The sequence below is a fragment of the Xanthomonas axonopodis genome, from assembly GCF_001304695.1.
GTDB lineage: Bacteria > Pseudomonadota > Gammaproteobacteria > Xanthomonadales > Xanthomonadaceae > Xanthomonas > Xanthomonas axonopodis.
Map to the genome: position 1 here is coordinate 1 of NZ_JFAQ01000057.1, position 26455 is coordinate 26455.

A 26455-nucleotide genomic window follows, 5' to 3' on the forward strand; every position below is an offset into this window, starting at 1 on the left:
TGCAACACGGCTGCCTCGGCCCGGTTGGCAAATCGGCAGTCGAGCGACGCTTCTTCCACTTCGCCACCGTTTTCTGATTGATCCCGTAGCGCTTGGATAGCGCTCTCAGGCTCTCTTGACTATGTTGTATCGCTCGACGGATCGCCTCTGTCGTAGTGGCGCTCCCGTGTAGAACCTGGCCCATAGTGCTTCCTTCCAATCGAGGGAAAATAGTGCACCATCAAAGCATGGGATCAAACACCCCCCTAGCAACGGCGCTCAGTCGTCGTGCGGATCGGCAGGCGTGGCCAGGATGCGTTGATAGAACGCCAGGTCCAGCCAGCGCCCGAACTTGAAACCGGCCTCGCGCACGGTGCCGGCGTGGGTGAAACCGAACTGTTCGTGAAACGCGATGCTGGCCTGGTTGCTGGCATCGATGCCGCCCACCAGCACGTGCACGCCGCGCGCTTGCGCCGCTGCGATCAGGGCCTGCAGCAGCAGGCGCCCCAGGCCCTTGCCGCGATGGTCGCGGTGCACGTAGATCGAATGCTCGACGCTGTACTTGAAGGCGGGCCAGGCGCGAAAGGTGCCATAACTGGCAAAGCCCATCAGGGTACCGTCGTCGTGCTCCACACCGATCACCGGAAAGCCGCCGGCCTGCTTGGTGGCGAACCAGCCGACCATGCTCTCCGGGGGCCGTGGCCGGTAGTCGTACAGCGCAGTGGAGTTGGCGATGGCTTCGTTGAAGATGTCCAGAATGGCACCGGCGTGGCGCGCTTGGCTGCAATCGACAATGTGCATGGAGCCCGACGAACATGGAGGTCGCCCGATTAGAAAGCATTGCCGGACCCTGAACAACGCAAGCCGCAGGACAACCAAGCGGCGCGCGCATGCCCACTCAACCGGCAGCGGCTGGATGCAGCGTTCTACCAAGTCTTGGCGACTGCCTGTTGCCAGACACGCGACAATGGGCAGAGACGATCACGCAGTGACCGCGGCGGCGTCCGCCTTGAAGCGGCCGTGGCAATCCCCATCTGGAGTCGTGCATGAGCAGCCCCCTCCCCTCCCCCAGCGCACAGGCCTTCGGCGATCCGGCGTCGATTCGCTGTGAGCGCGCCGCGTCCGAACTGCGTGCCGGGCGCCCGGTCTTGCTGACGGCGGCCGATGGGCAGGCGCGTGCGGTGCTCGCGTTGGACAGCAGCACGGCGCAGTCGTATGCGGCTTTCGCACGCGCCGCCCAGGGCCGCCACTATCTCTTTGTGACGCCCACCCGCGCCCAGGTGCTGGGGCTGAGCGCGCCACAGGGTGCGCGCGTGGGCCTGATCGATCACAGCTACGACCAGCTCGCTGCGTTGGCCTACCTGCGCGACACCCCGGTGCCCACGCAGTGGACGGCCGGCGATGCGCTGGATGCCGGCGGCGTGGAGATCGCGCGGCTTGGCCTGCTGCTCCCGGCGCTGCTGGCGGTGGAGCTGCGCGATGTGCACGACCATGCCGCGTTCGCCGGCTGCCAATCGCTGGCGCTGGACGATTTGAGCCGCGGCTGTGCCACATCCGCCGCCGCCGGCTACGAGCTGGTGACCCGCACCCCGGTGCCGCTGCGCGGCCTGGGCATGAGCGAGTTCGTGGTGTTTCGCGGCGGCGTGGCGCAGCGCGATCAGGTGGCGATCGTGGTCGGCCAGCCGGACCTGAGCAATGCCGTGCCGGTGCGCGTGCATTCGTCGTGCCTCACCGGCGACCTGTTCGGCTCGCTTAAATGCGATTGCGGCGACCAGCTGCGGCACGGCCTGGCCAAATTGAAGGAGCTCGGTGGCGGCGTGCTGCTGTATCTGGACCAGGAAGGCCGCGGCACCGGCATCGCCGCCAAGATGCGCGCCTACGGCTATCAGCATGCGGGCCTGGACACCATCGACGCCGACGCGCAATTGGGTTTTGGTCCTGACGAGCGCCGCTACGGCAGTGCGGTGGCGATGCTGCGCGAGCTTGGCATCCGCCGGATCCGGCTGTTGACCAATAACCCGGCCAAGGCTGAGCGCCTGCGCGCGGCCGGCATCGTGGTCGAAGACCGCATCGCGATCACCGGCGACATCACCGCCGAAAACGAGCAATACCTGCGCACCAAGGCCGCGCGCGCCGGCCACGCGCTGGATGTGGACGCGTTGATCCTGGCCGCGCAATAACACGCCCGGCGCCGGGTGCGCCGGCACTGGGCAGCCGGCTATGCTTGCGCACCGCTTCTGCAGGCCAGCCACGTGCACGACGCTCCACCGCCGAACCCCGATGTCATGGTCCGGCCCGCTCCGGCAGAAGCCCCGGCCGTGACGCACAGCCAGTGGCAGTCGCTGCCGCGTCGCGGTGCGTATGTGGCGGCGATCAATGGCGCGTTCGGCGGCGGGTGTGCGGGCCTGATCGCAGCCGGCGTCACGCTTGTCTGGCTGCACGCCTGGCATCAGTGGCCGGCGGTGTTGGGCGTGACCGCGGTCATCGCCCTGCTGGGCGCCTGGTTGGCGGTCAAACGGCACCGGCTGACGCAATGGAAACTCGATCAGCATGGCCTGGCGCTCCAGCGCGGTCATCTATGGCAAAGCGATACGCGCGTTCCGATTTCGCGCGTGCAGCATGTGGACCTGCGCCGCGGGCCGATCGAACGCGCGACCGGCCTGACCACGCTGGTGGTGCACACCGCCGGCAGCCGGCTTAACGCGGTGGCGCTGTCGGGGCTGGATCAGGACGATGCCGAGCGCCTGCGCGACCGCCTGGCCCGGCAGCTCGATCACGACGACGACGCGCTATGAGCGCCATCGCACATCCCGGCAACGACGAGCAGCGCCTGCATCCGTTGTCGTGGGTGTTCGTGTTGCTGCAGCAGATCCGTCAGTTCCTGATTCCGCTGGCCGCATTGGTCCTGTTCGGCAGCCGTGACGGCAATCGCGATGTTGCCGACCAGATCGCCACCGGTGTGGTGATTGCGGTGCTGGTGGCGATTTCGGTGCTGCGCTACTTCACCTACCGCTACCGGATCGGCAGCGATAGCGTGGCCATTCGCAGCGGCCTGCTGGAACGCAGCCGGCGCGATATTCCGTTTGCGCGCATCCATAACGTGGTGGTGCATCAATCGCTGCTGCATCGACTGGCCGGCGTGGCCGAGGTGCGGCTGGAATCGGCCGGTGGGCACAAGCCGGAAGCGGAAATGCGCGTGCTGCGGCTGGATCAGGCGCTGGCGCTGGAAGATCTGATACGGCGCCGTGCAACCGACGCAGACGCCCCGGCGCCGCAGATCGAGGAAGACAGCGGCAGCTTGCTGCGCCTGCCGCTGGCGGAGGTGATCCGGCTGGGTCTGATCTCCAATCGCGGCATGGTGGTGGTGGCGGCCGGCTTTGGCGTGATCTACCAGATGATTCCGCGCCGCACGGTGTCCAACTTCGTCGAGCATAACGGCGAGCTGGCCTATCGCTACGTCAGCCAGATCCATCCCGGCGTCGCGGTCACGGCAACGCTGGTGACCCTCGCCACGCTTGCCCTGTTGATGGTCATGCGCGCGCTGTCGGTCGCCTTGGCGGTGACCCAATACCATGGCTTCCATCTGAGCGAATCCGAGCGCCGCCTCACCGTGGAGCGCGGGCTGCTGACGCGGATCCGCAGCAGCGTGGCATTGCGGCGGATTCAGTCGTGGACATTGTACGAAGGCCTGCTGCACCGCCTGTTCGGTCGTCGCCAGTTGCGGGTAGACACCGCAGTGGCCGACAGAGGCGATAACGAAGGCAGCGCACTGAAGGAGCTCGCGCCCATTGCCGACCCGCAGCACTGCGACGCGTTGCTGCAACGCCTACTGCCCGGCATCGCCTGGCCGCCGGCGCAGTGGCAGACGATCGCCACGCATTGCTGGTGGCGGCTGAGTCTGCCCACCGCGCTGATGCTGCCGCCGCTGGCGGCGGGCCTGGCGTGGCAGTTCGGCAGCCAGGCCTTGTGGCTGCTGGTGTGGCTGCCGTGGAGCGCGTTCAAGGCGCAGCGCCAGGTGCAGCGCATGGCCTACGCGGTGGATGCGCGTTACCTTGCGGTGCGCGGCGGCTGGTGGGAGCGCTGGTGGCGGCTGGCCGAGCTGGACAAGCTGCAGGCGCTGCAACTGCAACGCTCGCCGCTGGATCGGTTGTCCGGCACCGCCACACTGTGGCTGGATACGGCCGGCGCCAGTGCCACCGGCCCGGCGCTGCGGCTGCGGTTTGTGCCGTTTGCACAGGCGCAGGCGCTGCAGGCGCAACTCGGTGCCGCGTTGGCGCGGCGCAAGCTTCGCTGGTGATTGGGCAATCGGGAATCGGGACTGGATCAACCACGCATCAGCAGCAGCCTCTCGTCAACGATCAACCAGCAGCGATCAACGCTGCGACGGCCCCCAATATCCGAACTCGCGACGGATCTGCAACCCGCGCCACACCGCACCCAGCGGTTTGCGGCGCAGTCCGCCGAGTTTGCCGGCGATGAAGTCTTCGGTGGCGGCAATCACCCGCTTGGAAGAATGCCCGTCGCGATACGGGTGAATCGCATCGGCGTAACTGGCAAGCGCGCTACGCAATGCCGCATCCGGCGCCAGCGCGCGCGCCAGCTGCTGCGGCAACTGCTCGGCCTGCCGGAAGTCGAGCATGTGCGGCTGCGGCACACGGTTGCGAAAGGTCACCACCGGTTTGTGCTGCACCACGAACTCGGACACGATCGATGAGGTATCGGAAACCAGCACGTCGGCCGCACGTTGCGCGGCCATGACCTCTTCGGGCTCGATGAAGCGTGCGTTGGCGCCTGCCAGTGCGCGATAGCGATCGAACAGCTCTGGAGCGCACTTCGGGTGCAAGGTCAGCAGCCAGTAATGCGCGCCGCGCGCGATGTCGGCGGCGATCTCGTCGTAGAGTGCGGGCGCTGCGCTCAACCGCTCGGTAAAGGTAGAACCGAACAGGATCACCGGGCGGCCGGCGGCCGGCGTACGCAGGGCCGCGCTACGCCCGCCATCGTCGCGAAAGACCGGGTCGAGCTTGGGCCAGCCGGTTTCCACCACCGCAAAATGGCCCTCGCGCTGCGCCAGCGCGCGGAACGGCGCGGTGGTGGCCGGGCCTTGCGTGCAGTACAGATCGAACAACCCACGCACCCGGAAATGGCCGCGATTGTCCTCGCGCTTTTGCACATTGAAACCATGAAAGAGCTGCACTTTCGCACCGGAAACAAACGGTGGCACCCAATTGGCGGCACTGAATACCGCACGCGGACGCAGCGTCAACGCTTCGCGCAGGCCGACCTCGCGCACGCCCGGCAGCGCCAACCCGCGCGCGCCGCCTTCGAACCAGGCCGACACCGCATGCCCGCAGGCCTGTAATGCCTGCGCCAATGGCGCCAGAATAGGCAACGCGTAACGCTCCGTTGCGAACAGTAGGTAATCGGCCATCACATGTCCTCTTCGACCGCACCCGACGAACGGCCTCGCATCAGCGCCTGCATTATCGCGTTCAACGAGGCCGATCGCCTACGCGACTGTTTAGCCTCGCTGGCGTTCTGCGACGAGATCGTGGTGGTGGACTCCGGCTCCACCGATGCCACCACCGCCATCGCCAGCGACTACGGCGCACGCGTGCTGCACCGCGCCTTCGATGGCTACCGCAGCCAGAAGGCATTCTGCGTGGCACAGGCCAGCCACGACTGGGTGTTGTGCCTGGACGCGGACGAACGTATCAGCGATGAACTGCGCAGCTCGATCATCGCTGCGCGCGATGCCGGTTTCGCCACGGCGGCCGGCTACCGCTTCGCACGCCTGTCCGACTACTTCGGGCGCTTCCTGCGCCACGGCAACGCCTACCCGGACCGCGTGCTGCGCTTGTTCGATCGCCGCCGCGGCGGCTGGCGCGGCAAGCGCGAGATCCACGAGGCGGCCAGCGTGGATGGCCCCGTGGAAACCTTGGCGGGCGATCTGGTCCATTACCCGTACCGCTCGCTGATGCAGCAACTGAGCAAGACCCAGCGCTACGCGCAGATGATGGCCGAGCACGAACACGCACGCGGCAAACGCGCCACCTGGAGCAAGCTGGTGCTGGCGCCGGCCTGGCGCTTCTGGCGCGGCTACCTGTTGCGCGGCGGCTTTCGCGATGGCTGGCATGGGCTGATCTACGCGTATGTGCGCGCCAACTACGTCCGCCAGAAGACCATCATGTTGTGGCTGCTGCAAAACAATCAGCCGGTGCAAGACCCGCCGCGCGCGCCGGATCGACGCGGCGAGTAAGAACAGATAAAAACCTCGAGAGCTGCAGGCAAGCTGATGAATGCCGCCAACGGTGCGTAGAAGTGGGCATGTGCAAGCCAACGCACCCCAACAGCAGCAACGACTGCACCCCTTCTGTTTTTGCACAGGCGTGTGATCAGGCACTCCAGCTGCGCGCTGCTGGTGAACGCGCCACATCCAGCCGGAGGATCACCCGCCGCTACCGAGCGCTCGCCACATCCGACTGCGCCTGCCGCGCGGACAGACCCACCAGCACGCCGACCATGGCCGTGTAGAAGCTGGCCGCCACCTGGTGCGCGAACATCGATTGGGTTAGGCCGCACAAGGCATAACTGATCACGAGCATCACCCCGGCCGCCGCCGGGCCGCGGAACTGCTGTTGCTCGCTGCGCCGATGCAATCGCACGAACACCCACAGCGGCACGCCGTAGACGGCAAGCAGCAGCAACAGGCCGGGCACGCCCTGGGTCGCACTCCATTCGGCCAGATCGTTGTGCGCATGCCCCAACTGGCAACGGTACAACGACGGGTCGGCGGCACAGGTCGGCAGGTCGTGCATCGCATCGTCGAAACGACCAACGCCCACACCGGTCAGCGGATGCGTCTTCAGCGTGTTCCAAGCCACATGCAGGCGTTCGATGCGGGCACCGGCCGACGAATCGGTGTCGCCCACTTCGTAACGCTGCAGGTCGCGCTGCAATTCGCCCAGCCGCATTTGGTCGGTCAGCGCCGGCACACTGAGCGCGATACCCACCGCCAGCAGCGCGCCGCCGATGAAGGTCAGCAAGCGCACGCGCGTGCTGTGCCAGGGCGCACCCCAGATCAGCACACCCAGCGTGGCCAGCATCGCCAGCCATACCCCGCGGCTGCCGCTGAGCACGATCACCACCACGGTGGCGACCGCAGCGCCTACCAGCCAGCGCACGCTGCCGAGCGGGCGGCAGAACACCGCCACCACCAGCAACATCAGCACGATGTCGGCAAACACAATGGCGTTGGTGAAGCCTTCAGCGCGGTCGGCACCGTTCATCACCTGCAACAGCGCGATCAGCATGGCCGCAAACACGCCGACCAAGGCACCGCGCCACAACCACAACTGGCGCGGCTGCAATACATATGCCCACAGCGCCGCCCATGGCAGCACCAGGAAGCGCGAGCGGTTGCCCACATCGCGCAGCCCGTGCTCGAACAAGGCGATCGACAGCAGCGACATTGCAATCACCGCCACCGTCAGCCAACCCACCACGCATAACGACCATTCGCGCGCAGCAATGCCGTCACGCAGGCCGCGCCAGCCAACCAGCGAACCAAGCAGCAGGCACAGGCCGAACGGCAGCAACCCGCTCGGCATGCTCACCACCAGCGCAGTCAATGCGAACGCGCCCAGCTCGGCAATGCGCACGCCTGCCCGCGAGGTAGTCGGGGCAGCGGGCGACAGCGACGCGGGTTGGGAACGCAAGGAATTCATCTGCAGATCGGTGGGAAAAGGGGGGCGACGCAGTGGCCAGGCTTTGGCAGCGCCGGCCAAGCTAACGATGCGACGCATGAATCCCTGCTAGACAGCTACCGGCCGCTGCATTGACGCCGCGCCAATGGCACCTTGCACGACGCGCGTGCACCGGTGGGGTCGGCTGGCTCATTCGGTGTCCAGGTTGCCCTGCTCCTTTGCTTCCACCGCACGCTCGCTGGAGCTGGCCACGCAGGCGCCACGCACCGCGTCGGCCGGCACCAACCACCAGCGCCTGCGGTTGGCCACGCCCACCAACTGGCTGCGGCTGCGATCCACGCAGGCCAGCAATGCGGTCTCCTGTGCCAACAGCCAGCGCTGGCCGGGTTGTTCTGCCTGCCAGGCCACGCCGCGCTGTAATTGGGTCTCCCACGGCACCTTGAAGCCGAAGGTCTGCGCAGGCCGGTCGGCCATCAGCAGGTTCTGCTCCTTTCATGCCACCAACCCGAGTTGCGCATCCGGGCCAATGCGGCGCCCGGCCTGGCGCATCACCGCACCGGCCGAACTGGAATCGTTGAAGATCGGGTAGCACACCAGCCCGAACGCCACCCACCACGCGCCAAGCAGCGAGACCACCGCAAACGCGGAGCGGCGCACGCGCAGCAGCAGCAGGCTGGCGATGCCCCAGGTACCCACCGCCAGCAGCAGCCAGCCCAGCGGGTCGGTAGCTTCGCTGCCGACCCCGCGGCTGTCCATGATCTTCTGCTCGAAGCCCGGGTGGCCGATCAGCATCGCCGCACCACCCGCACAGAACACCACTGCCAGCAGCAGCCCGAACCCGAACAGCAGCCGCTGCACGCCAGTCCGGCGCAGCAGGCCGGGCACCAGCTGCGCCAGTGCCAGGCAGAACATCGGCAGCGCCGGCAGGATGTACACATCGCGCTTGCCGCTGGGAATGGTGAAAAACACCAGCACCAGCAGCCACCAGGCCAGCGGCAGCAGATAGCGCGGATCGCTCCGCCGCAGCCGGCGCCGCCACGCCGGGATCGCCCACGGCAGCAGCAGGATGGTCGGCAGCCACATCGTGGCCATGCTTTGCAGGTGGTACCAGACCGGCTGCGCATGATCCCAGGAGCTGGCGTAGCGCTTGGCGGTCTGGCGCAGCAGGATGTCGTTGAGATACACGCGGTATTCGGGCTGGCCAGCGGTCAGCGCGGTCACCATCATCGGCACGAACCACAGCAGGATCGCCACGAAAAAGAACAGCGGCCCCAGCCAGAAGCGCCGGTCGCGCACATGCACGCGTACGCCCGGCCAGCCACGCGCCGCTGCAATCCCGGCCGGGATCAGCATCAGCAGCGCGATGATGCCAACGCCCTTGGTGATCACACCCAAGCCGGCGGCGAACCAACCCAGCGTCCACCAGCGCCAGGCCGGGCCCATCAGCAGATGCCGCAGCAAGCCGTAATTGGCCAGGGTGATCCAGAACACCACCAGCGGGTCAATCTGCGCCTTCTTGGCCTGAAAGGTGAAGTGCAGCGTAAACAGCAGCATCCAGGCCGCATACACGCCGACGCGCCGGGTCCACAGCCGCCGGCCCAGATCGTAAACGCAGGCCAATGTGCCCAACGCGGCCAGCAACGACGGCAGCAGGAACGCCACCCGCCAGTTGCCCAGCAGCGTGTAGAAAAACGCCTGCAGCCACATCAGCATCGGTGGCTTGTCCGAATACAGCTCGTTGCCGCGATGCGGGAACAGCCAGTCGCCGCTCAACACCATCTGCTTGGCCACCAGCGCAAAGCGCGGCTCGTCCGCCGGCCACGGGTCACGCAAACCCAGGCCGGCACCAATCACCAGCACGGCGGTCATGGCCAGCAACCAGACATCGGTGGAAGCGCGATTTTTGAACATGTCGGGCGGCAATCGGACGCAGAGGGTGGAGCGCTGGACTTCGCGCGCGATCAGGAGGCTTTTAGCAAAAGCGCGTAGAAAAATCCGTCGCAGTGCTGCTCGCCTGGAAACCGCTGACGTCCGGCGCCGGCGGCATGCCCGAACTGCGCACCCAAGGGCTGCGCCTGCGCGTCGGGAGTGCGCTGCAGGAATGCCTCGACCTGCGCCTGGTTCTCGCGCGCCAACAGCGAGCAGGTGGTGTACAGCAATTGTCCGCCCGGGCGCAGCGTGCGCCAGGTCGCATCCAGTAGCCGCGCCTGCAGCGCACACAGCGCATCGATGTCGTCGGCGCGCCGGTGCAGCAGTACATCCGGTTGACGACGCACCACACCGGTGGCCGAACATGGCGCGTCCAGCAGCACCGCATCGAACCGCTGGCCATCCCACCACGCGTCCGTCTCGGCGGCGTCGGCCGTCTGCACTGCAACCTGCGCATTGGGGACCGTGCGCTGCAAGGTCTGCTGCACGCGCTCCAGGCGCCGCGCATCCACATCCAGCGCGGTGAGCTGCAACCCGGGATGGCGCTCCAGCAGATGCGCCGCCTTGCCCCCGGGCGCCGCGCAGGCATCGAGCACGCGTGCCGACGGCGCCAGGGTCAACGCATCGGCCACCTGCTGCGCAGCGCCGTCCTGCACCGACACATCGCCTTCGGCAAAGCCCGGCAACTGGCTCACCGGCACTGCGCTGTGCAGGCGCACCGCGTCCGGCAACACCGCATCGGTGTGAGCGGCGATGCCTAGTTCGGCCAATCGTGCGACATAGGCCGCCGGATCGACGCGTGAACGCTGCACACGCAGCCACATCGGCGCCATCTGCGCACTCGCCACGAAGATGGCCTCAGCGCGCTCACCCCAGTCCGCACGCAGCTGCTTGCGCAGCCACGACGGCCAACCGGCATCGTCGGCCACCGCCGGAAATCCTTCGCGCTGGGCACGCCGCAAGATCGCGTTGACCATGCCGGCCTGACGGGGCCGGCCCAGTGCGCGGCACGCATCCACCGTGGCCGACAACGCGGCGTGCGCGGGCAGATGCAGCACGTCGAGTTGGGCGAAACCGACCATCAGCAGCGCCTTGAGTTCGGCATCGCGGGGCGGCAATGCACGTTCCAGCCATTGCCGCAACGCGACGTCATACGCCGGGCGCCGGCGAATGACCGCAAAGCAGATCGCCTCCACCAGCGCGCGATCGCGCGGATCGCCGATGCCGGGCAAGGTCGCGGCAAGTTCGGCCTTCAACGACCGGCCCTGATCGAACACCGCCGTCAGCACGCGTGCGGCGGCCAAGCGCGAGGCAACGCCGGCGGTTGCGGTGTCGGCCGACATCAGCGCAGCGCCGGCAGGTCGCGCCGCGCGTTGAGGTAATCGGCGGCGGTAATCGCCTTGCCGCCCTCGCGCTGGAGCACGCGCACCCGCAGCGCACCCTCACCGCAGGCGATATCGATGCCCTGCTTGCTGGCCGCCAGCAGGGTGCCCGGGGGCTGTTGATGGGCCAGTTCAAGTGCTACTGCGCCATGCAGGCGCACGCGCTCGCCATCCAGGCTCGCCTCGGCGACCGGCCACGGGTTGAACGCGCGCACGCGCCGCGCCAGTTCCCGCGCCGGCTGCGCCCAATCCAGCCGCGCCTGCGCCTTGTCCAGCTTGTGCGCGTAGGTTACCCCGTCGGCCGGCTGCGGTTGCGCCACCGGATGGATGCCGGCGCGCAACAGACCCAGGCCATCGGAGAGCACCTGCGCGCCCAGCGCGGCCAGCCGGTCGTGCAGCTGGCCGCCGGTTTCCTGCTCGCCAATTTCGATGCGCTGCGACAGCAGCACCGGACCGGTGTCCAAGCCGGCTTCCATCTGCATCAGGCACACGCCGGTCTCGGTGTCGCCGGCCTCGATCGCACGCTGGATCGGCGCGGCGCCACGCCAGCGCGGCAGCAACGAGGCATGCACGTTCCAGCAACCATGGGTCGGCGCGGCCAGCACTGCCTTGGGCAGGATCAACCCGTAAGCCACCACCACCATCAGGTCCGCATCCAGCGCACGCAACGTCGCCAATGCTTCGGGCGAACGCAGCGTCTGCGGCTGGAACACCGGAATGCCGCGCGCAATCGCCTCGATCTTGACCGGCGAGGGCGTCAACCCGCGGCCACGCCCGGCGGGCCGATCCGGCTGCGTGTACACCGCCACCACTTCATGCCGCTGCGCGGCAGCGCGCAACGAAGCGACAGCGAAATCCGGCGTACCGGCGAAGATGATTCTCATAGGGCTGGGATTTGGGAGTAGTGATTGGGGATTGGCAACGGCGGATGTGCTAGCCGGGACGGTGGCGGCGTGGAACTGATAAATGGGGTGGACAGTTGGGCGGGCAGATTTGGCGACCGGCGCCGAAAGCGGCATTGCCCAGCATCAATAGACACGGTGAAAAGCGGGAGTTGCAAGCAGCAATTCGATAGCCGCGACGGGCAGCGGCTTATCCAATCCCGCATCCCGAGTCTCAAGGCGCTGCGCACGCGGACTGGGGCAATGGCGATTCGACGACTCACGCAGGAAACAGATCACACCAGGATCTGCGCCCGAAGATTTGAAACAGCAGACTCAACGACCAGCAAGACCCCGCTTTTGCCAATCCCGAATCACCAATCCCCAATCCCAGCCCTCAAGCCACATGCTTGCGCTGTTTGGCCAGCTTCTTGCGCACCATTTCGCGCTTGAGTGGCGAGAGATAATCCACGAACAGCTTGCCGTCCAGGTGGTCCATCTCGTGCTGGATGCACACCGCCAGCAGCCCGTCGGCATGCAGTTCCTGCGCCTGGCCCTGGCGGTCGAGATAGCGCACGGTGATCGCGTCGGCGCGGCTGACATCGGCATAGATGCCAGGCACCGACAGGCAGCCTTCCTGATACAGCTGCTCGCCCTGCTTGCTCACGATCTCGGGGTTGACGAACACCTGCGGCAGGTTCTTCTCGTCGCTGATGTCGATCACCATGAATCGCTTGTGCACGTTCACCTGACTGGCAGCCAGGCCAATGCCGGGCGCCTCGTACATGGTCTGGAACATGTCGTCCAGCAGCGTCTGGAACGCCTGGCTGGTGACCTCGGCAGCGTCGACCGGCACGGCCTTGGTGCGCAGCCGCGGGTCGGGAAACTCAAGAATTGGGAGCAAAGCCATGGGGTTACCCGTCTGGAAACACCGGCGCGGCGCCGGCAAGACGGTCTCATTCTAGCGCAATGCTTGCGTGGCGCCCCGGTTTCTAGACTATAGTGTGCAGACCTGTTGGGGAATCAGGCAAGAAGGCACCTATGTTGAACCGACTTCGTACGGTCGTCGCTGCGGCGATGCTGACCGTCGCGACCTACGCTGCCGCGCAAGCGGTGGGCGAGCATCCAGACACCTATGTGGTCCGCAAGGGCGATACCTTGTGGGACATTGCTGGGCGTTTCCTGCAAAAACCATGGCTGTGGCCGGAAATCTGGCAAGCCAATCCGCAGATTCAGAATCCGCACCTGATCTATCCGGGTGACGTGATCAGCCTGGCCTATCTGGACCGGGTCGGCAAAGGCACGATCCAGCCCGGCCCGCGCCAGGAAGCGCCGATCAACGCCATTCCGCTGGCCGACGTCGAGCCGTTCCTGAAGAACCTGCGCGTGGTCGACGACTTCGACCAGTTGCCGTATGTCGTGGGTCTGGAAGGCGGTCGCACGCGTGCCACCACCGGTCAGGTCGCCTACGTGGTCGGTCTGGAAAACGCCCAGCCGGGTCAGCGCTTTGCGGTGGTTCGCCCGACCGTGAAGTTCAGCCTGCCCAAGCACAACGAAGACCTGGACATGGCCGGCAACATCACCGCCGGCTCCGGCAACATCTGGAAGAACTTCATCGCGCCGAGCACGCGCCGCGAGTTCCTCGGCTACGAGATGGCGCAGGTCAACGTCGGCACCATCACCCGCAGCGCGGCAGGCGGCAACTCCAAGGCGGCGACCCTGCTGTTGCAGGACAGCGGCCGCGAAGTGCGCGCCGGCGATCGCATCGTCGCAGTCGAAGCGCAGCCGTACGATCTGCAGTTCATTCCGCATCCGCCGTCGGAACAGGCGCTGCAGACCGAACTGCGCGTGCTGGCCATCTCCGACGCCTTCAGCGTCGGCGGTACGCGCGACGTGATCGCCATCTCCGGCGGCGCCCGCGAAGGCATCAACAACGGCACGGTGTTCTCGATCTGGCGCAAGGGCCGCACGGTCAGCGACCGCGTCAAACATTCGCGCTTCTCGCGGACCGACGACGATTTCAGCGGCCCGTCCGGCTCCACCGTCGGCCTGCCCGACGAGTACGCCTCGCATGCGATGGTGTTCCGCACTTTCGACAAGGTCAGCTATGCGCTGGTGATGGAAAGCGTCAAGCCGACCGGCCTGGGCTATTTCGTCAAGCATCCTGACGCGCAGTAGGCGAAAGATCCGATGCATCAACGCGACGGCGCCCGAGGGGGCCGTCGTCGTTTGCAGCCTAACCTGGGTGTATGGCCCAAAACGATCCCGACCTGCGCGCGCTCCTGATCCTGTTGCTGGCGGGCGGCCGCAGACCGCCTCGACGAAAATTGCTGACCTTGTACGAGTCAGCGTCCGAGATGCTGGCAGCCGGGCCGGGGGCATGGCGCGCCGCTGGTTGCGATGAGGTGCAAGCTGCGCTGCTGCAGCGGCCCGATCCACATGCGCTGGACGCCGCGCTGCGCTGGTGCGAACAGCCCGGCCATCACCTGATCGGCTGGCGCGATCCGGATTACCCGGCCCTGCTGCAGCATATCGCCAACCCGCCGATGGCCTTGTTCGTGGACGGCAACCCCAACGTCCTCTGGCACCCGAGCGTGGCGGTGGTGGGCAGCCGCTCGGCCACTGCCGGCGGCCGCGACCATACCCGCGCATTCGCCTCCAGCCTGGCCTGCGCCGGGTTGAGCATCGTCAGCGGCATGGCTGCCGGCGTGGATGCGATCGCGCACGAGGCCGCACTGGCCCAGCACGACGGCATCACCGTGGCGGTAGTCGGCACGGGTGTCGATGTCGCCTACCCCGAGTGGCACCAAGGCCTGCGCGATCGCATCGCCGAACGCGGCGCGGTGGTCAGCGAATATCTGCCGGGCACTGCCCCGGTCGCGGCGCACTTTCCGGCCCGCAACCGGATCATCACCGGGCTGGCGCTGGGGACATTGGTGGTCGAAGCGGCGATGCGTTCGGGCGCACTGATTACCGCCCGGCTGGCCGCCGAAGCAGGCCGCGAGGTGTTCGCCCTACCCGGCTCGCTGCACAATCCGCTCGCGCGCGGCTGCCATCACCTGATCCGGCAGGGCGCCACGCTGGCGCAGGAGCCTGCACAGGTGATCGAGGGACTGGGCCAGCTGTCTGGCGAATTGGCCAGCGCCTTGCGCGAGCGCCTGGCCGCCCCCATTGAGTTGCCCAGCAAGGCAACGACCCGCGCTGGCGCCGGCGTTGCCCGCTCCGATCCCGACTACCAGCGCTTGTGGCAAGCGCTGGGCCACGACCCAACCCCTATGGATTCATTGGTGCAGCGCACCGGATTGACGGCCGCCGCGCTGTCCTCCATGCTGCTCATCATGGAACTCGAGGGAGACGTGGTCACCGAGCACGGTCGCTATACCCGCAATCCTTAGTTTCTTCACCTCCACAGCGTCGCGCGACGCAGGCCGAGGGCAATGAAAGAGAGCATTCTCGATGTACTGCTGTACCTGTTTGAACATTACTTCAGCGAAGACGCGGACTTGGTCCGTGACCGTGACTCGCTTCAAAATGGCCTGATCCAGGCCGGTTTCAGCCCCGCAGAAATCAGCAAAGCCTTCGATTGGCTGGACGCGCTTTCCGAGCAGCGGCCCAGCGTCGCGCGCCCGCACGTCGATGGACCGGTGCGGATCTATCACGGGCCGGAGCTGGACAAGCTCGATGTCGACTGCCGCGGGTTTCTGCTGTTCCTCGAACAACACCGCATTCTCGACGCCGACCAGCGCGAGTTGGTGCTGGACCGCGCCATGGCGCTGGATCAGGACGAACTGGATCTGGACGATCTCAAGTGGGTGGTCCTGATGGTGTTGTTCAACCAGCCCGGAGCGGAAGCGGCTTACGCCTGGATGGAAACCCAGATGTTCCTGGACGAGCCTGAACCCGTACACTGAGCGTTGAAGCCGCCACGGATGTGCGTGCAGGGGAACGGGGATGCGCAGTTGGTATTACGCCGATGGCCACCGCCATAGGCATGGCCCGGTGGCCGAGGATGCCTTGCTGGGCCTGTATCGCGATCGCGTGATCGCCCTGGATACGCTGGTCTGGCGCGAAGGCCTGGACAACTGGTTGCCGCTGTCCGCCTGCACCGACACCCTAGGGCCGCCTGTTTCCACTGATGTGCGGCGCGGTTCCGCCGCCGTTGCCGCCTGCCGCGGCGTACGTTCCGCCTGCCCATCCGTCCGTTGCGCCAGCGCAGCCGCGCAGCAATCGCCACGGCTGGCCCCTGGTTGCAGTACTCGGTGCGGTGGTCGGTGTCTTCGTGATGGTGGGCGTCATTGGCATCTTCGCTGCGATCGCGTTCCCGGCCTACAACGATTACCTGAGCCGGGCCAAAGTCGCCGAGGCGGTCGGCGAGCTGGCGGCACTGAAGCCGCAGATCACCGAATTCCTGGCCAGTGAAAGCCGCTGCCCGGCCAATGACGACGCGGGGTTCAAGCCACCCGAGCAGTACGCGAGCGAGCGGCTGAGCAGCGTGCGCATCGGCCGTTTCGAGGGCAGCGAATGCGGCATCGAAGCCGTGCTCCATGCACCCAAGTCGGCCAGAATCGACGGCAAGGCCGTGTGGCTGGAGCTGGATGCGGATGCAGGCAGCTGGCACTGCAGTTCCGAAAACGACGAGACCCAACTTCCACCGGATTGCCGCGGCTGACCGCCAGCTGCATGCTGATCGCTACACGTTAAGGGGACAACATGACGCATGTGGTACTACGCCGACGCACAGCGGCAGCGCCAGGGGCCCGGTGGACACGGACACGCTTCGTGCGCGCCTGTCGCAGGGCATCATCGACCGTTCCAGCCTGGTCTGGCGCGAAGGCCTGGCGCAATGGGTGGCACTGCACGAGGTCGAGGGCGAGCTGGGCTTCGGTAGCGCAGCGGCTTTCGCGGCCCCGGAAGCCGGCGGGCCGATGCCGGCGGACGCGGCAAGCCATGCGCCATTGTCGGCTGCGTATTCCGGCGACAATGCGCCGGCCACAGCCTCGCCTTCCGCAACCCTGCCGATCGACGACCACGCCGCTGCGACATCGCGCTGGCAGCCGGCATTTGCCGGGGGCGGCATTGCCGGTGCAAGTACCAGCACCAGTGATGCCGGTGCGACTGATGGTGCCGATCACCACCCGACAATCGCCTTCCCATTACACCCGCCACACGATCAATCCCCTTCATCAGACCCGTCGGCATGGTCCACCACGCCGCTGGCGTCAGATCCAAGCCCGACCACGACCTCGAACACGGCGTCGCCACCGCATTCCACCCCGGCAGCGGCGACCACGCCACCTGCAAGCGCCTGGGATGCCCCGGCCCTCGCAGCGCCCGCCGCAAGCGTCGCGCTGCACGACGCGCCGGTGGTCTACGCCAGCCTGTGGCGGCGCGTGGCCGCCAGCATTCTCGATAGCCTGATCACCACCTTCGCGGTGTACCTGATCGTGATTCCGCTGGTGTTCGTGGTGGCGCTTGTCACCACGCGCGGCGATTCGGGTTCGGCGCTGGACGACGGCAGTGCGCTCGGCATCGCCATCGTGGTGCTGTCCTATGGCATCGGTCTGGCCATCCCGACGCTGTATTTCGCCTGGATGCAGTCCAGCCGGCATCAGGCCAGCCTGGGCAAGCTCGCCTGCGGCATCAAGCTGGTGCGTGCCGACAGCAATGGCGGCCGGGTCGGGTTCTGGCGCAATGTGCTGCGCTATCTGGCCTACATGTTGATCAGCGTGCTGACCCTGGGCATCGGCGTGATCGTGGCCGCCTTCATGGCCGGCATGACCGAGCGCAAGCAGGCCCCGCACGACAAGGTCTGCAACACCCTGGTCGTGGACCGTTGGGCGTTCACCGAGCATCCGGAGCGGCAATCTCGCGGCCTGGATACCGTGTCCATCGTGGTCCTGCCCATTTACGGGCTGATCCTGGTGCTCTCGGTGGTGGTCGTTGCCTTCATGCTGGCGGCGATCGGAATGAGCCAGCGCCAGCGATTCGCGGCGCTGGCCGCTTGACACGGCGGCGTCCGCCATGATCTTTCTAATTAAGAGAACTGAACGCCCGGGAGTCTTCCCGGGCGTTAACGCGCGGGAAACGGTCGATCTGCTTCCCTCGACCGGCCAATTAGGCCACGCTACCCGCCCCCCGGGCTCCGCCCCAAAAAGTTGCCACCATGCCCAAGCACCTGCTCATCGTCGAATCGCCCGCCAAGGCCAAGACGATCAATAAATACCTCGGCAAGGACTTCACTGTCCTGGCCTCGTATGGGCACGTGCGCGACCTGGTCCCCAAGGAGGGCGCGGTCGATCCGGACAATGGCTTTGCGATGCGGTACGACCTGATCGAGAAGAACGAGAAGCACGTCGAAGCCATTGCGCGTGCCGCCAAGGGTGCCGACGACATCTTTCTGGCGACCGACCCGGACCGCGAGGGCGAGGCGATCAGCTGGCACATCGCCGAGATCCTGAAAGAGCGCGGCCTGCTCAAGGACAAGCCGATGCAGCGGGTGGTGTTCACCGAGATCACCCCGCGCGCGATCAAGGAGGCGATGGCCAAGCCACGCATGATCGCCGGCGACCTGGTGGATGCGCAGCAGGCGCGCCGCGCGCTCGATTACCTGGTCGGCTTCAACCTGTCGCCGGTGCTGTGGCGCAAGGTGCAGCGCGGCCTGTCCGCTGGCCGCGTGCAATCGCCGGCGCTGCGCATGATCGTCGAGCGCGAAGAAGAGATCGAAGCCTTCATCCCGCGCGAATACTGGTCCATCGATGCGCATTGCCGGCATCCCTCGCAGGCGTTCAACGCGCGACTGATCAAGCTGGATGGACAGAAGTTCGAGCAGTTCACCGTGACCGACGGCGACACCGCCGAGGCGGCGCGCCTGCGCATCCAGCAGGCCGCGCAAGGCGTGCTGCATGTCACCGATGTGGCCAGCAAGGAGCGCAAGCGCCGCCCCGCTCCACCGTTCACCACCTCCACGCTGCAGCAGGAAGCCTCGCGCAAGCTCGGCTTCACCACCCGCAAAACCATGCAGGTGGCGCAGAAGTTGTACGAAGGCGTGGCACTCGGCGATGAAGGCTCGGTCGGTCTGATCAGCTACATGCGTACCGACTCGGTGAACCTGTCGCAGGACGCGCTGGCGGAAATCCGCGATGTGATCGCGCGCGATTTCGGCACCGCCTCGCTCCCCGACCAGCCCAACGCCTACACCACCAAATCCAAGAATGCGCAGGAAGCCCACGAAGCGGTGCGCCCGACCTCCGCGCTGCGCACCCCGGCGCAGGTAGCGCGTTTCCTGTCCGAGGACGAGCGCCGCCTGTACGAGCTGATCTGGCGCCGCGCCGTGGCCTGCCAGATGATTCCGGCCACGCTCAATACCGTCAGCGTGGATCTGTCGGCCGGCAGCGAGCACGTGTTCCGCGCCAGCGGCACCACCGTGGTGGTCCAGGGCTTCCTGGCCGTGTACGAAGAAGGCAAGGACACCAAGAGCAGCGAGGACGAAGACGAAGGCCGCAAGCTGCCGCTGATGAAGGCCGGCGACAACGTCCCGCTGGACCGCATCGTCACCGACCAGCACTTCACCCAGCCGCCGCCGCGCTTCACCGAAGCGGCGCTGGTCAAGGCGCTGGAGGAATACGGCATCGGCCGTCCCTCCACCTACGCTTCGATCATCCAGACCCTGCAGTTCCGCAAATACGTCGAGATGGAAGGCCGCAGCTTCCGCCCTACCGACGTCGGCCGGGCGGTGTCAAAGTTCCTGTCCGGACATTTCACCCGCTATGTCGATTACGACTTCACCGCCAATCTGGAAGACGACCTGGATGCGGTGTCGCGCGGCGAAACCGAGTGGATCCCGTTGATGGAGAAGTTCTGGGGCCCGTTCAAGGAATTGGTCGAAGAGAAAAAAGACTCGCTGGACAAGACCGATGCCGGCAGCGTGCGCGTGCTCGGCACCGACCCGATCAGCGGCAAGGAAGTCAGCGCGCGCATCGGCCGCTTCGGTCCGATGGTGCAGATCGGCACGGTCGAAGACGAGGACAAGCCCACCTTCGCGTCGCTGCGTCCTGGCCAGAGCATCTACTCGATCTCCATCGAAGATGCGCTGGACCTGTTCAAGATGCCGCGCGCGCTGGGTCAGGACAAGGACCAGGACGTCAGCGTGGGCATCGGTCGTTTCGGCCCGTTCGCACGCCGCGGCAGCACCTATGCCTCGCTGAAGAAGGAAGACGACCCCTACACCATCGACCTGGCGCGCGCGGTGTTCCTGATCGAAGAGAAGGAAGAGATCGCACGCAACCGGGTGATCAAGGAATTCGACGGCAGCGACATCCAGGTGCTCAACGGACGCTTCGGCCCGTACATCAGCGACGGCAAGCTCAATGGCAAGATCCCCAAGGATCGTGAGCCGGCGTCGTTGACGTTCGAAGAAGTGCAGCAGTTGCTGGCCGACACCGGCAAGCCGGTGCGCAAGGGCTTTGGCGCCAAGAAGGCCACCCTGAAGAAGAATACGGTCAAGGATTCGGCGCCGAAGAAGCCTGCCGTCAAGAAGACCGCGACCAAGACCGCAGCCGGCAAGACCGCTGTCAAGAAGGCGCCGGCCAAGAAGACGGCTGCCAAGCAGGCCGCCAAGCGCGTGGTCAAGAAAACCGTGAGCAAGGCCGTAGGCTGAGAGGCGCAGCATGACCCATACACTCGACCTGAATCAGGCCGTCGCCGCACTGACGCAGGGTGGCGTGATCGCCTACCCGACCGAAGCGGTGTGGGGACTGGGATGCGACCCGCGCCAGGACGCGGCGGTGATGCGGCTGCTGGAGATCAAGCGGCGCCCGGTGGAGAAAGGCGTGATCGTGGTGGCGTCGAGCGTGGACGTGCTGCGCGACTGGGTCGACATCGAGGCACTGGAGCCGGCACGCCGGCAGGACGTGCTGGCCAGCTGGCCCGGCCCGCACACCTGGATTTTGCCGATCACCGATCGGGCGCCGCGCTGGGTCACCGGCGAGCATGACGGGCTGGCGGTACGCATCAGCGCGCATCCCGTGGTGGCGGCGCTGTGCGCGGCCTGGGGGGCGCCGCTGTTGTCGACCAGCGCCAACCTGGCCGGCGAGCCGCCAGCGCGCAGCCGCGCCGCCCTGGATCCGGCGTTGCTGGCGACGATCGACGGCGTGGTGGATGGCGAGACCGGCGCCCTGGCGCAGCCGACCCAGATCCGCGACGCACGCAACGGGCAGATCCTGCGCGACTGAGTGCGACCGAGAGCGACCGCGCTGCCATCAGGCGGACGCGGCGGGTCCATCGGTTTCGTCTGTCCCGCGCCGAATGCTCCGGGCCGCCGACCTTGTCGGCCTACCTGACGACTGCCTGACCCTCGGGCAGCAGGCCGCAGCCATCTGGCGCGTTGGCGCCTGGACCCTGCACACCGGGTCAGCCGCCCCCCCCCCTTTGCGGCGGCCGCACAGACGCGCACACTGCGGCCATGCGCACCGTCCTGACTGTTCTGCTGCTCGCCGCGGCGCTGCCTACGTCGGCCCCCGCCCCCGCGAGCAAACCCGACCCGAATGTACGGGTCTATCGCTGCGTGAGCAGCACCGGCACCGTCGCCCTGCAGGATGCCCCCTGCAGCAGCGGTCGCCAGCAGGTGCTCGATCTGCAACGGCCGCAAGACCCGCCGCCGCGTCCGGCCCGCGTGGAGCCGCCGGCACCGGTCGCCGCAGCGCCCACGCATGAGGTCCGCGTCGTCACCGTGCAGCCGCCACAGCCGATGTACGAGTGCATCACCGAAGACGGCAACCGCTACACAAGCGACAGCCCGGAAGGCAATCCGCGCTGGGTGCCGACCTGGGGGCCCGCCTATGTGGGCAATACCGTTGCGCCCCCGCTCAGCGGCGGTGGCGGTATCCAGCGTCCACCGATCTCGGTGAGCCCGCGTCCGGCGATCTCGGTGCAGGGCGGCTCCGGACGAGGAAGCATCCGCGGCAGCGCGAGCTTTGGTGTAGATCCGTACCAGGACGGCTATCAGGGCGGTTACAACGGCGGCGGATACGGCGGCACGGTCATCGTGCCGTACGGCAACGTGCAGATCCGCGACGAATGCCATGCCCTGCCCGCACAGGAAGTCTGCGCGCGGCTGGCCGACCGCCGTTGGGAGCTGATCCGCCGCTACAACAGCGCGCTGCAGAGCGAGCGCGAGGATCTCAGCCGCGAACAGCGCGGTATCGAGGCGCGCCAGCAACGCGACTGCGGCGGCGCATGAGGCGCTGGCCGCTGTTGGGCGCAATGACGCTCAGCATGATGGCGCTCGGTTCGCTGGCCGGCGCGCAGGAAGTGACCATCTATCGCTGTACCGATCCGGCCGGCGCACTGACGGTGCAGAACATGCCGTGCCCGAAGGGCATGCAACAACAGAAGAAGCTGATGACCGCACCGGCGGCGCTGCCAACCCGGCGCCTGCACATGCGGTGCCAGCAGCACAAGCACGGGCCGCTGCGCAGGCGGCTGCACCGGGGCCCGCTGCACCGGCCACGCCTGCCGCACCGCCGGCACCGACGGTCACCTCCACGTCGACCCTGCCACCGCCGCCACTGTTCGAGTGCACCGCACACGACAACGGGCGTTACTTCACCGAAGACCGCGAACCGGCCACGCGCTGCCTGCCGATGCAGACCACCAACCTGGCCGGCGGGCCGGCCACTGGAGGCGGCAGCGCCTGCGAAGTGGTCACCGACCGCTGCGCGCCGGTGCCGGACCAGAGCCTGTGCGAGGCCTGGCGCAAACGCGCCGAGCAGGCCGAATCCACCTGGCGCTTCTCCGATGAAGCGCAGTCGGCCGAGCGCAAACAGCGCTATGCGCAGATGCGCCGGGTTCTGGACGAGAGCCGTTGCGCCAATCCGGCCGCCACGCCCTGAACACGCCTGTCGCGCGATTGAGCCAACGGGTCTGGACAGTTGGCGAGCAATCGCCATTTGGTTGAAAGAACACGCGCGCAGCACCGGCATGTGCATGAACATGGCGGCTCTGCGTCCATGCGCATCCCATCGAAACCAGGCGGGTATTTGTTGCCTGCGCTAGAACCCGTAGCGCAGGAAGCCGCCATCCACCGCGATGCATTCTCCGGTGATGTAACTGGCGGCTGGCAGACACAAAAACCCCACCGCGGCGGCAACTTCTTCCGGCTCGCCAATGCGGCGCATCGGGGTGCGTTCGATCACCTGTTCGTAGTAGTCCGGATCTGACAACGGACCGGACGTGCGGCGGGTACGGATGTACCACGGCGCCACCGCGTTGACGCGGATGCCGTCTTGCGCCCATTCCACCGCCAGGTTGCGCGTCATCTGCTGCAACGCCGCCTTGGTCATGCCGTACGGCGCGCCGCTGCGCACATGGGTGATGCCCGAGACGCTGCCGACGTTGACGATTGCCGAAGCAGCATGTTGCGTCAGCAACGGATGCGCATAACGCGACAGTTCGAATGCGGAAAACACATTGGTTTCGAAGATGCCGCGCCACTGGTCTTCGGTGTAATCGATCGCGGCGCGGGTGATGTTGCCGCCAGCGTTATTGATCAGCAGATGCAGGCCATCGGCATGATCTTCCACCCAATCCAGGATGGCGCGGCGCTCTTCATCGTCGGAGACATCGGCGGCCAGCCCGTGCAGTTCGCGCTCGGGAAACTCGTCGGCAAGCTCATCGCGCGCCTGCGCCAGGGCATCGGCATCGCGCGCCACCATCAGCAGGTCGGCGCCGAAGCCAAGCAGTTCGCGTGCGATGGCCAGGCCGATTCCGGCGCTGGCGCCGGTGATGAGGGCGGTCTGTCCATCCAGCCGCCAACGGTGCGTTGTCACGTGGGTGATCCTCTTCAAAGCACAGGAAACGGCCGCTGCAACGCAGTTGACGCGCATGCGTGGCCCGGGCGTTAGGATAACGCCACCCCAAGCGAGGTCACGACGATGAAGATGCATTGCATGCTTGCAGTTAGCCTGGCGTTGTCGCTTGGCGCCTGTCAGCGGCCGCAGCCCGCGCCCACCGATCAGAAGCCCGACCCGCAGGCCACCGCCTTGCGCGACCACATCCAGCAACCGCTGAACAAGGCGCGCGCGGTGCAGGCCGCAACCGACCAGGCGGCCGACGATCAGCGCAAGGCGATCGATGCAGCCACGCAATAGCAAAACCTCGGCAACCGGCTGAACGCGCGCCCTGAAACACCTGCATTTGTCGCCAAGTCAGCGCACGGGTGCGCCAACACCCACCGGTGAACGCCTGCCAAGGCTGTCACTGCGCTCACCACAACATGCGCGATGGCCAGCGGCTTATGGCTGATGGTTGCGCGCTCGACGATTCCAGCATGGGGCTTGCCGTCTGCTTGCCTCGTTCGGCCGTTCAAACCACCGCATCATCGGCGCACTCACAACAACGCCGGCACTTGGCTGGCGTTGTCGATGCATCACTCGCGCACGGAGCGCGACGCCTCAGAACCCGCAGAAGCAGTAGGCCAGCGACTTGACCGGCGTGCCGCCTGCCTTGCTGTCGTGCACGGCGCTTTCGACAAAGCGCAGCTGCGTATCCACTTCCGGCAACGAGCGGGCCAGCAGCGCGCGCGCCATGCCCGAGTCGCCCAGCATCCAGGCTCCCATGCGGCTGCCGGCAAATCCGCTCATGAACTGCGAGAACGGCGTGGCCGGCTTTTCCACATAGCGCACGCGGAACTTGCCGCGGCTCAGCTTGGCGCGGTCGGCCGCATCGGCCACCGCTTCAGACATGCCGCCGAACGCATCCACCAACCCGCGGTCCTTGGCCTGCGCGCCGCTCCACACACGGCCACGCGCCACCTTGTCGATCGCCTCCACCGACTGGTGACGCGCCTGCGCCACCTTGCCGGTGAAGTCGGCGTAGCCCTTGTTGATCACTGCCTGGATGACCTGGCCGGCGGCCGGATCCAGCGGACGGGTGATGTCGAACGCACCGGCGAATCGCGTGGTGGCCACGCCGTCGGTGTGCACGCCGATCTTGTCCAGCGCGCGGGTCAGGTTCGGCACCATGCCGAAGATGCCGATGGAGCCGCTGATGGTCGACGGGTCGGCGTAGATGCGATCGGCATTCATGCTCATCCAGTAACCGCCGGAAGCGGCCAGATCGCCCATCGACACCACCACCGGCTTGCCGGCCTGCTTGAGCGCAACCACTTCGCGGCGGATCTGCTCGGAGGCGAAGACTTCGCCACCGGGCGAATCCACGCGCAGCACCACCGCCTTCACTTCCTCGTCGTCGCGCGCCTGGCGCAGCAGCGCCGCCGTGGACTCGCCACCGATACGTCCGGCCGGCTGTTCGCCACCGCTGATCTCGCCCGCCGCCACGACCACCGCCATCTGCGGGCGGCTGTCCATCGGCGAACGCTGCGCCTGCAGCTGGCTCAGATAATCGTTGAACCCGATATTGCGGAAACCGCTGTCGGCATCGCTGTCGGCGACACCGCGCTTGACCAGCAGCGCATCGACCTCTTCGCGCGTCTTGAGCCCGTCCACCAGTTTCTGTTGCAGCGCGAACTTGGCCAGGTCGCCACCGGCGGCGGCCACGCCTTCGGGCAGCGTGTCGATGCCGGCAGCCAGCTGCGCCGGGCTCAGCTTGCGCGCGGTGCCCACGTCGGCCAGATAGCGCTGCCACACATCGTTCATCCAGAACAAATCCGCTTCCTTGGCATCGGCCGAGGCCGCGTCCAGGATGTACGGCTCGGCTGCAGACTTGTACTCGCCGACGCGGAACAGGTGCATGTCCACGCCGAGCTTGTCCTGCAAGCCCTCGCGGAAGTACTGGCGATAGCGGCCAAGACCTTCCAGCAGCACGCTGCCCATCGGGTCCAGATACACCTCGTTGGCCTGTGCGGCGAGCAGGTACTGGCCCTGGCTCATGCTCTCGCTGAAGGCCACGATCTGCTTGCCGGAGGCGCGCAACTTCTGCAAGGCGGCGGCTACTTCGCGTTGGGACGCGAATCCGGACGGTTGCAACTTGTCCAGGTTCAACAACACGCGCTCGATCTTGCGGTCCTTGCCGGCCGCCTCGATCACGCGCAACAGGTCGCGCAGCTGCACTTCTTCTGCGCTCTTGTCGCCAACCGCCTTGGCCAGCGACCGGCTGACCGGATCGGCACTGAATTGTTCGACCAGCGTGCCTTCCGGGTTGATCACCAGGGTGGTGCGCTCGGCCAGCGGCTTGGTGCCATCGCCACGTGCCAGCGCCACCGCGAACACCAGCAACAGCAAGAACAGGAAACCGAAGAACACCAGGTTGAAAATCAGGCGCCGGGTGAAATTCATCACATCCCACAGGCCGACGAAGAAGCTGGCGATGGGATTGCGACGCACGGGGTGGTTCATGGAAAGCTCCGTCGAAAGACGCTGCATACAGATCGATGGTGCCCAGCATACCGGCTGCGCAGCGCGCGCGGCATGCGCTGGAAGTCAGGGTGTCACGGTAGCGGTCAGCCGCCAGCTGGTCTGGCGGAAGCGCCACCCCATCAGGATCGACGCCACCGTCAGGCCCAGGATCAGGCCCACCCACATGCCCCTCGGTCCCCAGCCCAGCCCCAGGCCGAGCCCGGCGCCGA

Annotated in this window: 20 protein-coding genes and 5 pseudogenes; 14 read left to right on the forward strand and 11 right to left on the reverse strand. The window is 66.7% G+C overall.

Annotation, left to right across the window (positions count from 1 at the left end):
- Window positions 1–184 (reverse strand): helix-turn-helix domain-containing protein (locus tag XAXN_RS20705; RefSeq protein ID WP_167694760.1); only part of this gene is annotated, 184 nt, incomplete at its 3' end.
- A 74-nt stretch (window positions 185–258) separates the two neighbouring features.
- A complete protein-coding gene (locus XAXN_RS05980; RefSeq protein ID WP_054318881.1) occupies window positions 259–780 on the reverse strand; it encodes a GNAT family N-acetyltransferase in 522 nt (173 codons plus the stop codon).
- A 245-nt stretch (window positions 781–1025) separates the two neighbouring features.
- Here XAXN_RS05980 and ribA point away from each other — a divergent pair, with 245 nt between their 5' ends.
- The 3 genes from ribA to XAXN_RS06000 all read left to right on the forward strand — a co-directional run bounded on the left by ribA (window position 1026) and on the right by XAXN_RS06000 (window position 4276).
- Window positions 1026–2159 (forward strand): GTP cyclohydrolase II RibA, encoded by a 1134-nt coding sequence (gene ribA / locus XAXN_RS05990; protein ID WP_054318882.1) that lies wholly within the window; start codon window positions 1026–1028, stop codon window positions 2157–2159.
- 138 nt (window positions 2160–2297) lie between these two features.
- Window positions 2298–2774 carry a PH domain-containing protein gene (locus tag XAXN_RS05995; protein ID WP_042824925.1) on the forward strand — a complete coding sequence of 159 codons (477 nt, stop codon included), beginning with the start codon at window positions 2298–2300 and terminating at the stop codon, window positions 2772–2774.
- Window positions 2771–4276: a PH domain-containing protein gene (locus XAXN_RS06000; RefSeq protein WP_054318883.1), complete on the forward strand. Its 1506-nt coding sequence runs from the start codon at window positions 2771–2773 to the stop codon at window positions 4274–4276. Before XAXN_RS05995 ends, XAXN_RS06000 begins: the two co-directional genes overlap by 4 nt.
- A gap of 75 nt (window positions 4277–4351) precedes the next feature.
- On the opposite strand, the gene XAXN_RS06005 is transcribed toward XAXN_RS06000, so the two are convergent.
- Window positions 4352–5410: a CDP-glycerol glycerophosphotransferase family protein gene (locus XAXN_RS06005; RefSeq protein ID WP_134980583.1), complete on the reverse strand. Its 1059-nt coding sequence runs from the start codon at window positions 5408–5410 to the stop codon at window positions 4352–4354.
- On the opposite strand from XAXN_RS06005, the gene XAXN_RS06010 reads away from it, so the two are divergent.
- A complete protein-coding gene (locus tag XAXN_RS06010; RefSeq protein ID WP_054318884.1) occupies window positions 5411–6235 on the forward strand; it encodes a glycosyltransferase family 2 protein in 825 nt (274 codons plus the stop codon).
- Window positions 6236–6434: 199 nt separating this feature from the next.
- Here XAXN_RS06010 and XAXN_RS06015 read toward each other — a convergent pair whose 3' ends face one another.
- The 5 genes and pseudogenes from XAXN_RS06015 to def all read right to left on the reverse strand — a co-directional run bounded on the left by XAXN_RS06015 (window position 6435) and on the right by def (window position 12784).
- Complete coding sequence (locus XAXN_RS06015) at window positions 6435–7703, reverse strand: O-antigen ligase family protein (protein ID WP_054318896.1); 1269 nt, start codon at window positions 7701–7703, stop codon at window positions 6435–6437.
- Between the two features lie 168 nt (window positions 7704–7871).
- Window positions 7872–9593, reverse strand: a pseudogene (locus tag XAXN_RS06020) (ArnT family glycosyltransferase).
- Window positions 9594–9643: 50 nt separating this feature from the next.
- A complete protein-coding gene (rsmB, locus tag XAXN_RS06025; RefSeq protein ID WP_054318885.1) occupies window positions 9644–10954 on the reverse strand; it encodes a 16S rRNA (cytosine(967)-C(5))-methyltransferase RsmB in 1311 nt (436 codons plus the stop codon).
- The gene (gene fmt, locus XAXN_RS06030; RefSeq protein ID WP_054318886.1) at window positions 10954–11877 is read right to left on the reverse strand and encodes a methionyl-tRNA formyltransferase; all 924 of its coding nucleotides are present in this window, start codon (window positions 11875–11877) and stop codon (window positions 10954–10956) included. Before fmt ends, rsmB begins: the two co-directional genes overlap by 1 nt.
- Window positions 11878–12271: 394 nt before the next feature.
- Entirely contained in the window at window positions 12272–12784 is a 513-nt protein-coding gene (def, locus tag XAXN_RS06035; protein ID WP_054318887.1) for a peptide deformylase, read from the reverse strand.
- 131 nt (window positions 12785–12915) lie between these two features.
- Between def and XAXN_RS06040 the strand changes: the two genes are divergently transcribed.
- The 9 genes and pseudogenes from XAXN_RS06040 (at window position 12916) to XAXN_RS06080 (ending at window position 22763) form a co-directional block, all read left to right on the forward strand.
- Entirely contained in the window at window positions 12916–14052 is a 1137-nt protein-coding gene (locus XAXN_RS06040; RefSeq protein ID WP_054318888.1) for a LysM peptidoglycan-binding domain-containing protein, read from the forward strand.
- A 71-nt stretch (window positions 14053–14123) separates the two neighbouring features.
- The gene (gene dprA, locus XAXN_RS06045; RefSeq protein WP_054318889.1) at window positions 14124–15269 is read left to right on the forward strand and encodes a DNA-processing protein DprA; all 1146 of its coding nucleotides are present in this window, start codon (window positions 14124–14126) and stop codon (window positions 15267–15269) included.
- Window positions 15270–15311: 42 nt separating this feature from the next.
- Complete coding sequence (locus tag XAXN_RS06050) at window positions 15312–15785, forward strand: DUF494 family protein (RefSeq protein ID WP_003484452.1); 474 nt, start codon at window positions 15312–15314, stop codon at window positions 15783–15785.
- A 40-nt stretch (window positions 15786–15825) separates the two neighbouring features.
- A pseudogene (locus tag XAXN_RS06055) lies at window positions 15826–16543 on the forward strand (pilin).
- A gap of 48 nt (window positions 16544–16591) precedes the next feature.
- Window positions 16592–17879: pseudogene (locus XAXN_RS06060) on the forward strand (RDD family protein).
- A gap of 158 nt (window positions 17880–18037) precedes the next feature.
- Window positions 18038–20530 carry a DNA topoisomerase I gene (locus tag XAXN_RS06065; RefSeq protein WP_054318890.1) on the forward strand — a complete coding sequence of 831 codons (2493 nt, stop codon included), beginning with the start codon at window positions 18038–18040 and terminating at the stop codon, window positions 20528–20530.
- A gap of 10 nt (window positions 20531–20540) precedes the next feature.
- The gene (tsaC, locus tag XAXN_RS06070) at window positions 20541–21104 is read left to right on the forward strand and encodes an L-threonylcarbamoyladenylate synthase type 1 TsaC (protein WP_054318891.1); all 564 of its coding nucleotides are present in this window, start codon (window positions 20541–20543) and stop codon (window positions 21102–21104) included.
- A 230-nt stretch (window positions 21105–21334) separates the two neighbouring features.
- Entirely contained in the window at window positions 21335–22111 is a 777-nt protein-coding gene (locus tag XAXN_RS06075; RefSeq protein ID WP_054318892.1) for a hypothetical protein, read from the forward strand.
- A 23-nt stretch (window positions 22112–22134) separates the two neighbouring features.
- A pseudogene (locus XAXN_RS06080) lies at window positions 22135–22763 on the forward strand (DUF4124 domain-containing protein).
- Window positions 22764–22922: 159 nt separating this feature from the next.
- On the opposite strand, the gene XAXN_RS06085 reads toward XAXN_RS06080, so the two are convergent.
- Window positions 22923–23699, reverse strand: coding sequence for an SDR family oxidoreductase (locus XAXN_RS06085; RefSeq protein WP_042823965.1), 777 nt, complete (start codon window positions 23697–23699; stop codon window positions 22923–22925).
- A gap of 105 nt (window positions 23700–23804) precedes the next feature.
- Between XAXN_RS06085 and XAXN_RS06090 the strand changes: the two genes are divergently transcribed.
- Complete coding sequence (locus tag XAXN_RS06090; RefSeq protein ID WP_054318893.1) at window positions 23805–24020, forward strand: hypothetical protein; 216 nt, start codon at window positions 23805–23807, stop codon at window positions 24018–24020.
- A gap of 303 nt (window positions 24021–24323) precedes the next feature.
- Here XAXN_RS06090 and sppA read toward each other — a convergent pair whose 3' ends face one another.
- Window positions 24324–26225 carry a signal peptide peptidase SppA gene (sppA, locus tag XAXN_RS06095; protein WP_054318894.1) on the reverse strand — a complete coding sequence of 634 codons (1902 nt, stop codon included), beginning with the start codon at window positions 26223–26225 and terminating at the stop codon, window positions 24324–24326.
- Between the two features lie 84 nt (window positions 26226–26309).
- A pseudogene (locus XAXN_RS20715) lies at window positions 26310–26455 on the reverse strand (MATE family efflux transporter); the annotation flags it as partial.

Excerpts from the sequence above, each read along its gene's own strand:
- XAXN_RS05980 (WP_054318881.1), bottom strand. The coding sequence starts at position 780 with ATGCACATTGTCGATTGCAGCCAAGCGCGCCACGCCGGTGCCATTCTG.
- ribA (WP_054318882.1), top strand. The coding sequence starts at position 1,026 with ATGAGCAGCCCCCTCCCCTCCCCCAGCGCACAGGCCTTCGGCGATCCG.
- XAXN_RS06000 (WP_054318883.1), top strand. The coding sequence starts at position 2,771 with ATGAGCGCCATCGCACATCCCGGCAACGACGAGCAGCGCCTGCATCCG.
- XAXN_RS06010 (WP_054318884.1), top strand. The coding sequence starts at position 5,411 with ATGTCCTCTTCGACCGCACCCGACGAACGGCCTCGCATCAGCGCCTGC.
- XAXN_RS06015 (WP_054318896.1), bottom strand. The coding sequence starts at position 7,703 with ATGAATTCCTTGCGTTCCCAACCCGCGTCGCTGTCGCCCGCTGCCCCG.
- rsmB (WP_054318885.1), bottom strand. The coding sequence starts at position 10,954 with ATGTCGGCCGACACCGCAACCGCCGGCGTTGCCTCGCGCTTGGCCGCC.
- fmt (WP_054318886.1), bottom strand. The coding sequence starts at position 11,877 with ATGAGAATCATCTTCGCCGGTACGCCGGATTTCGCTGTCGCTTCGTTG.
- def (WP_054318887.1), bottom strand. The coding sequence starts at position 12,784 with ATGGCTTTGCTCCCAATTCTTGAGTTTCCCGACCCGCGGCTGCGCACC.
- XAXN_RS06040 (WP_054318888.1), top strand. The coding sequence starts at position 12,916 with ATGTTGAACCGACTTCGTACGGTCGTCGCTGCGGCGATGCTGACCGTC.
- dprA (WP_054318889.1), top strand. The coding sequence starts at position 14,124 with ATGGCCCAAAACGATCCCGACCTGCGCGCGCTCCTGATCCTGTTGCTG.
- XAXN_RS06050 (WP_003484452.1), top strand. The coding sequence starts at position 15,312 with ATGAAAGAGAGCATTCTCGATGTACTGCTGTACCTGTTTGAACATTAC.
- XAXN_RS06065 (WP_054318890.1), top strand. The coding sequence starts at position 18,038 with ATGCCCAAGCACCTGCTCATCGTCGAATCGCCCGCCAAGGCCAAGACG.
- tsaC (WP_054318891.1), top strand. The coding sequence starts at position 20,541 with ATGACCCATACACTCGACCTGAATCAGGCCGTCGCCGCACTGACGCAG.
- XAXN_RS06075 (WP_054318892.1), top strand. The coding sequence starts at position 21,335 with ATGCGCACCGTCCTGACTGTTCTGCTGCTCGCCGCGGCGCTGCCTACG.
- XAXN_RS06090 (WP_054318893.1), top strand. The coding sequence starts at position 23,805 with ATGAAGATGCATTGCATGCTTGCAGTTAGCCTGGCGTTGTCGCTTGGC.
- sppA (WP_054318894.1), bottom strand. The coding sequence starts at position 26,225 with ATGAACCACCCCGTGCGTCGCAATCCCATCGCCAGCTTCTTCGTCGGC.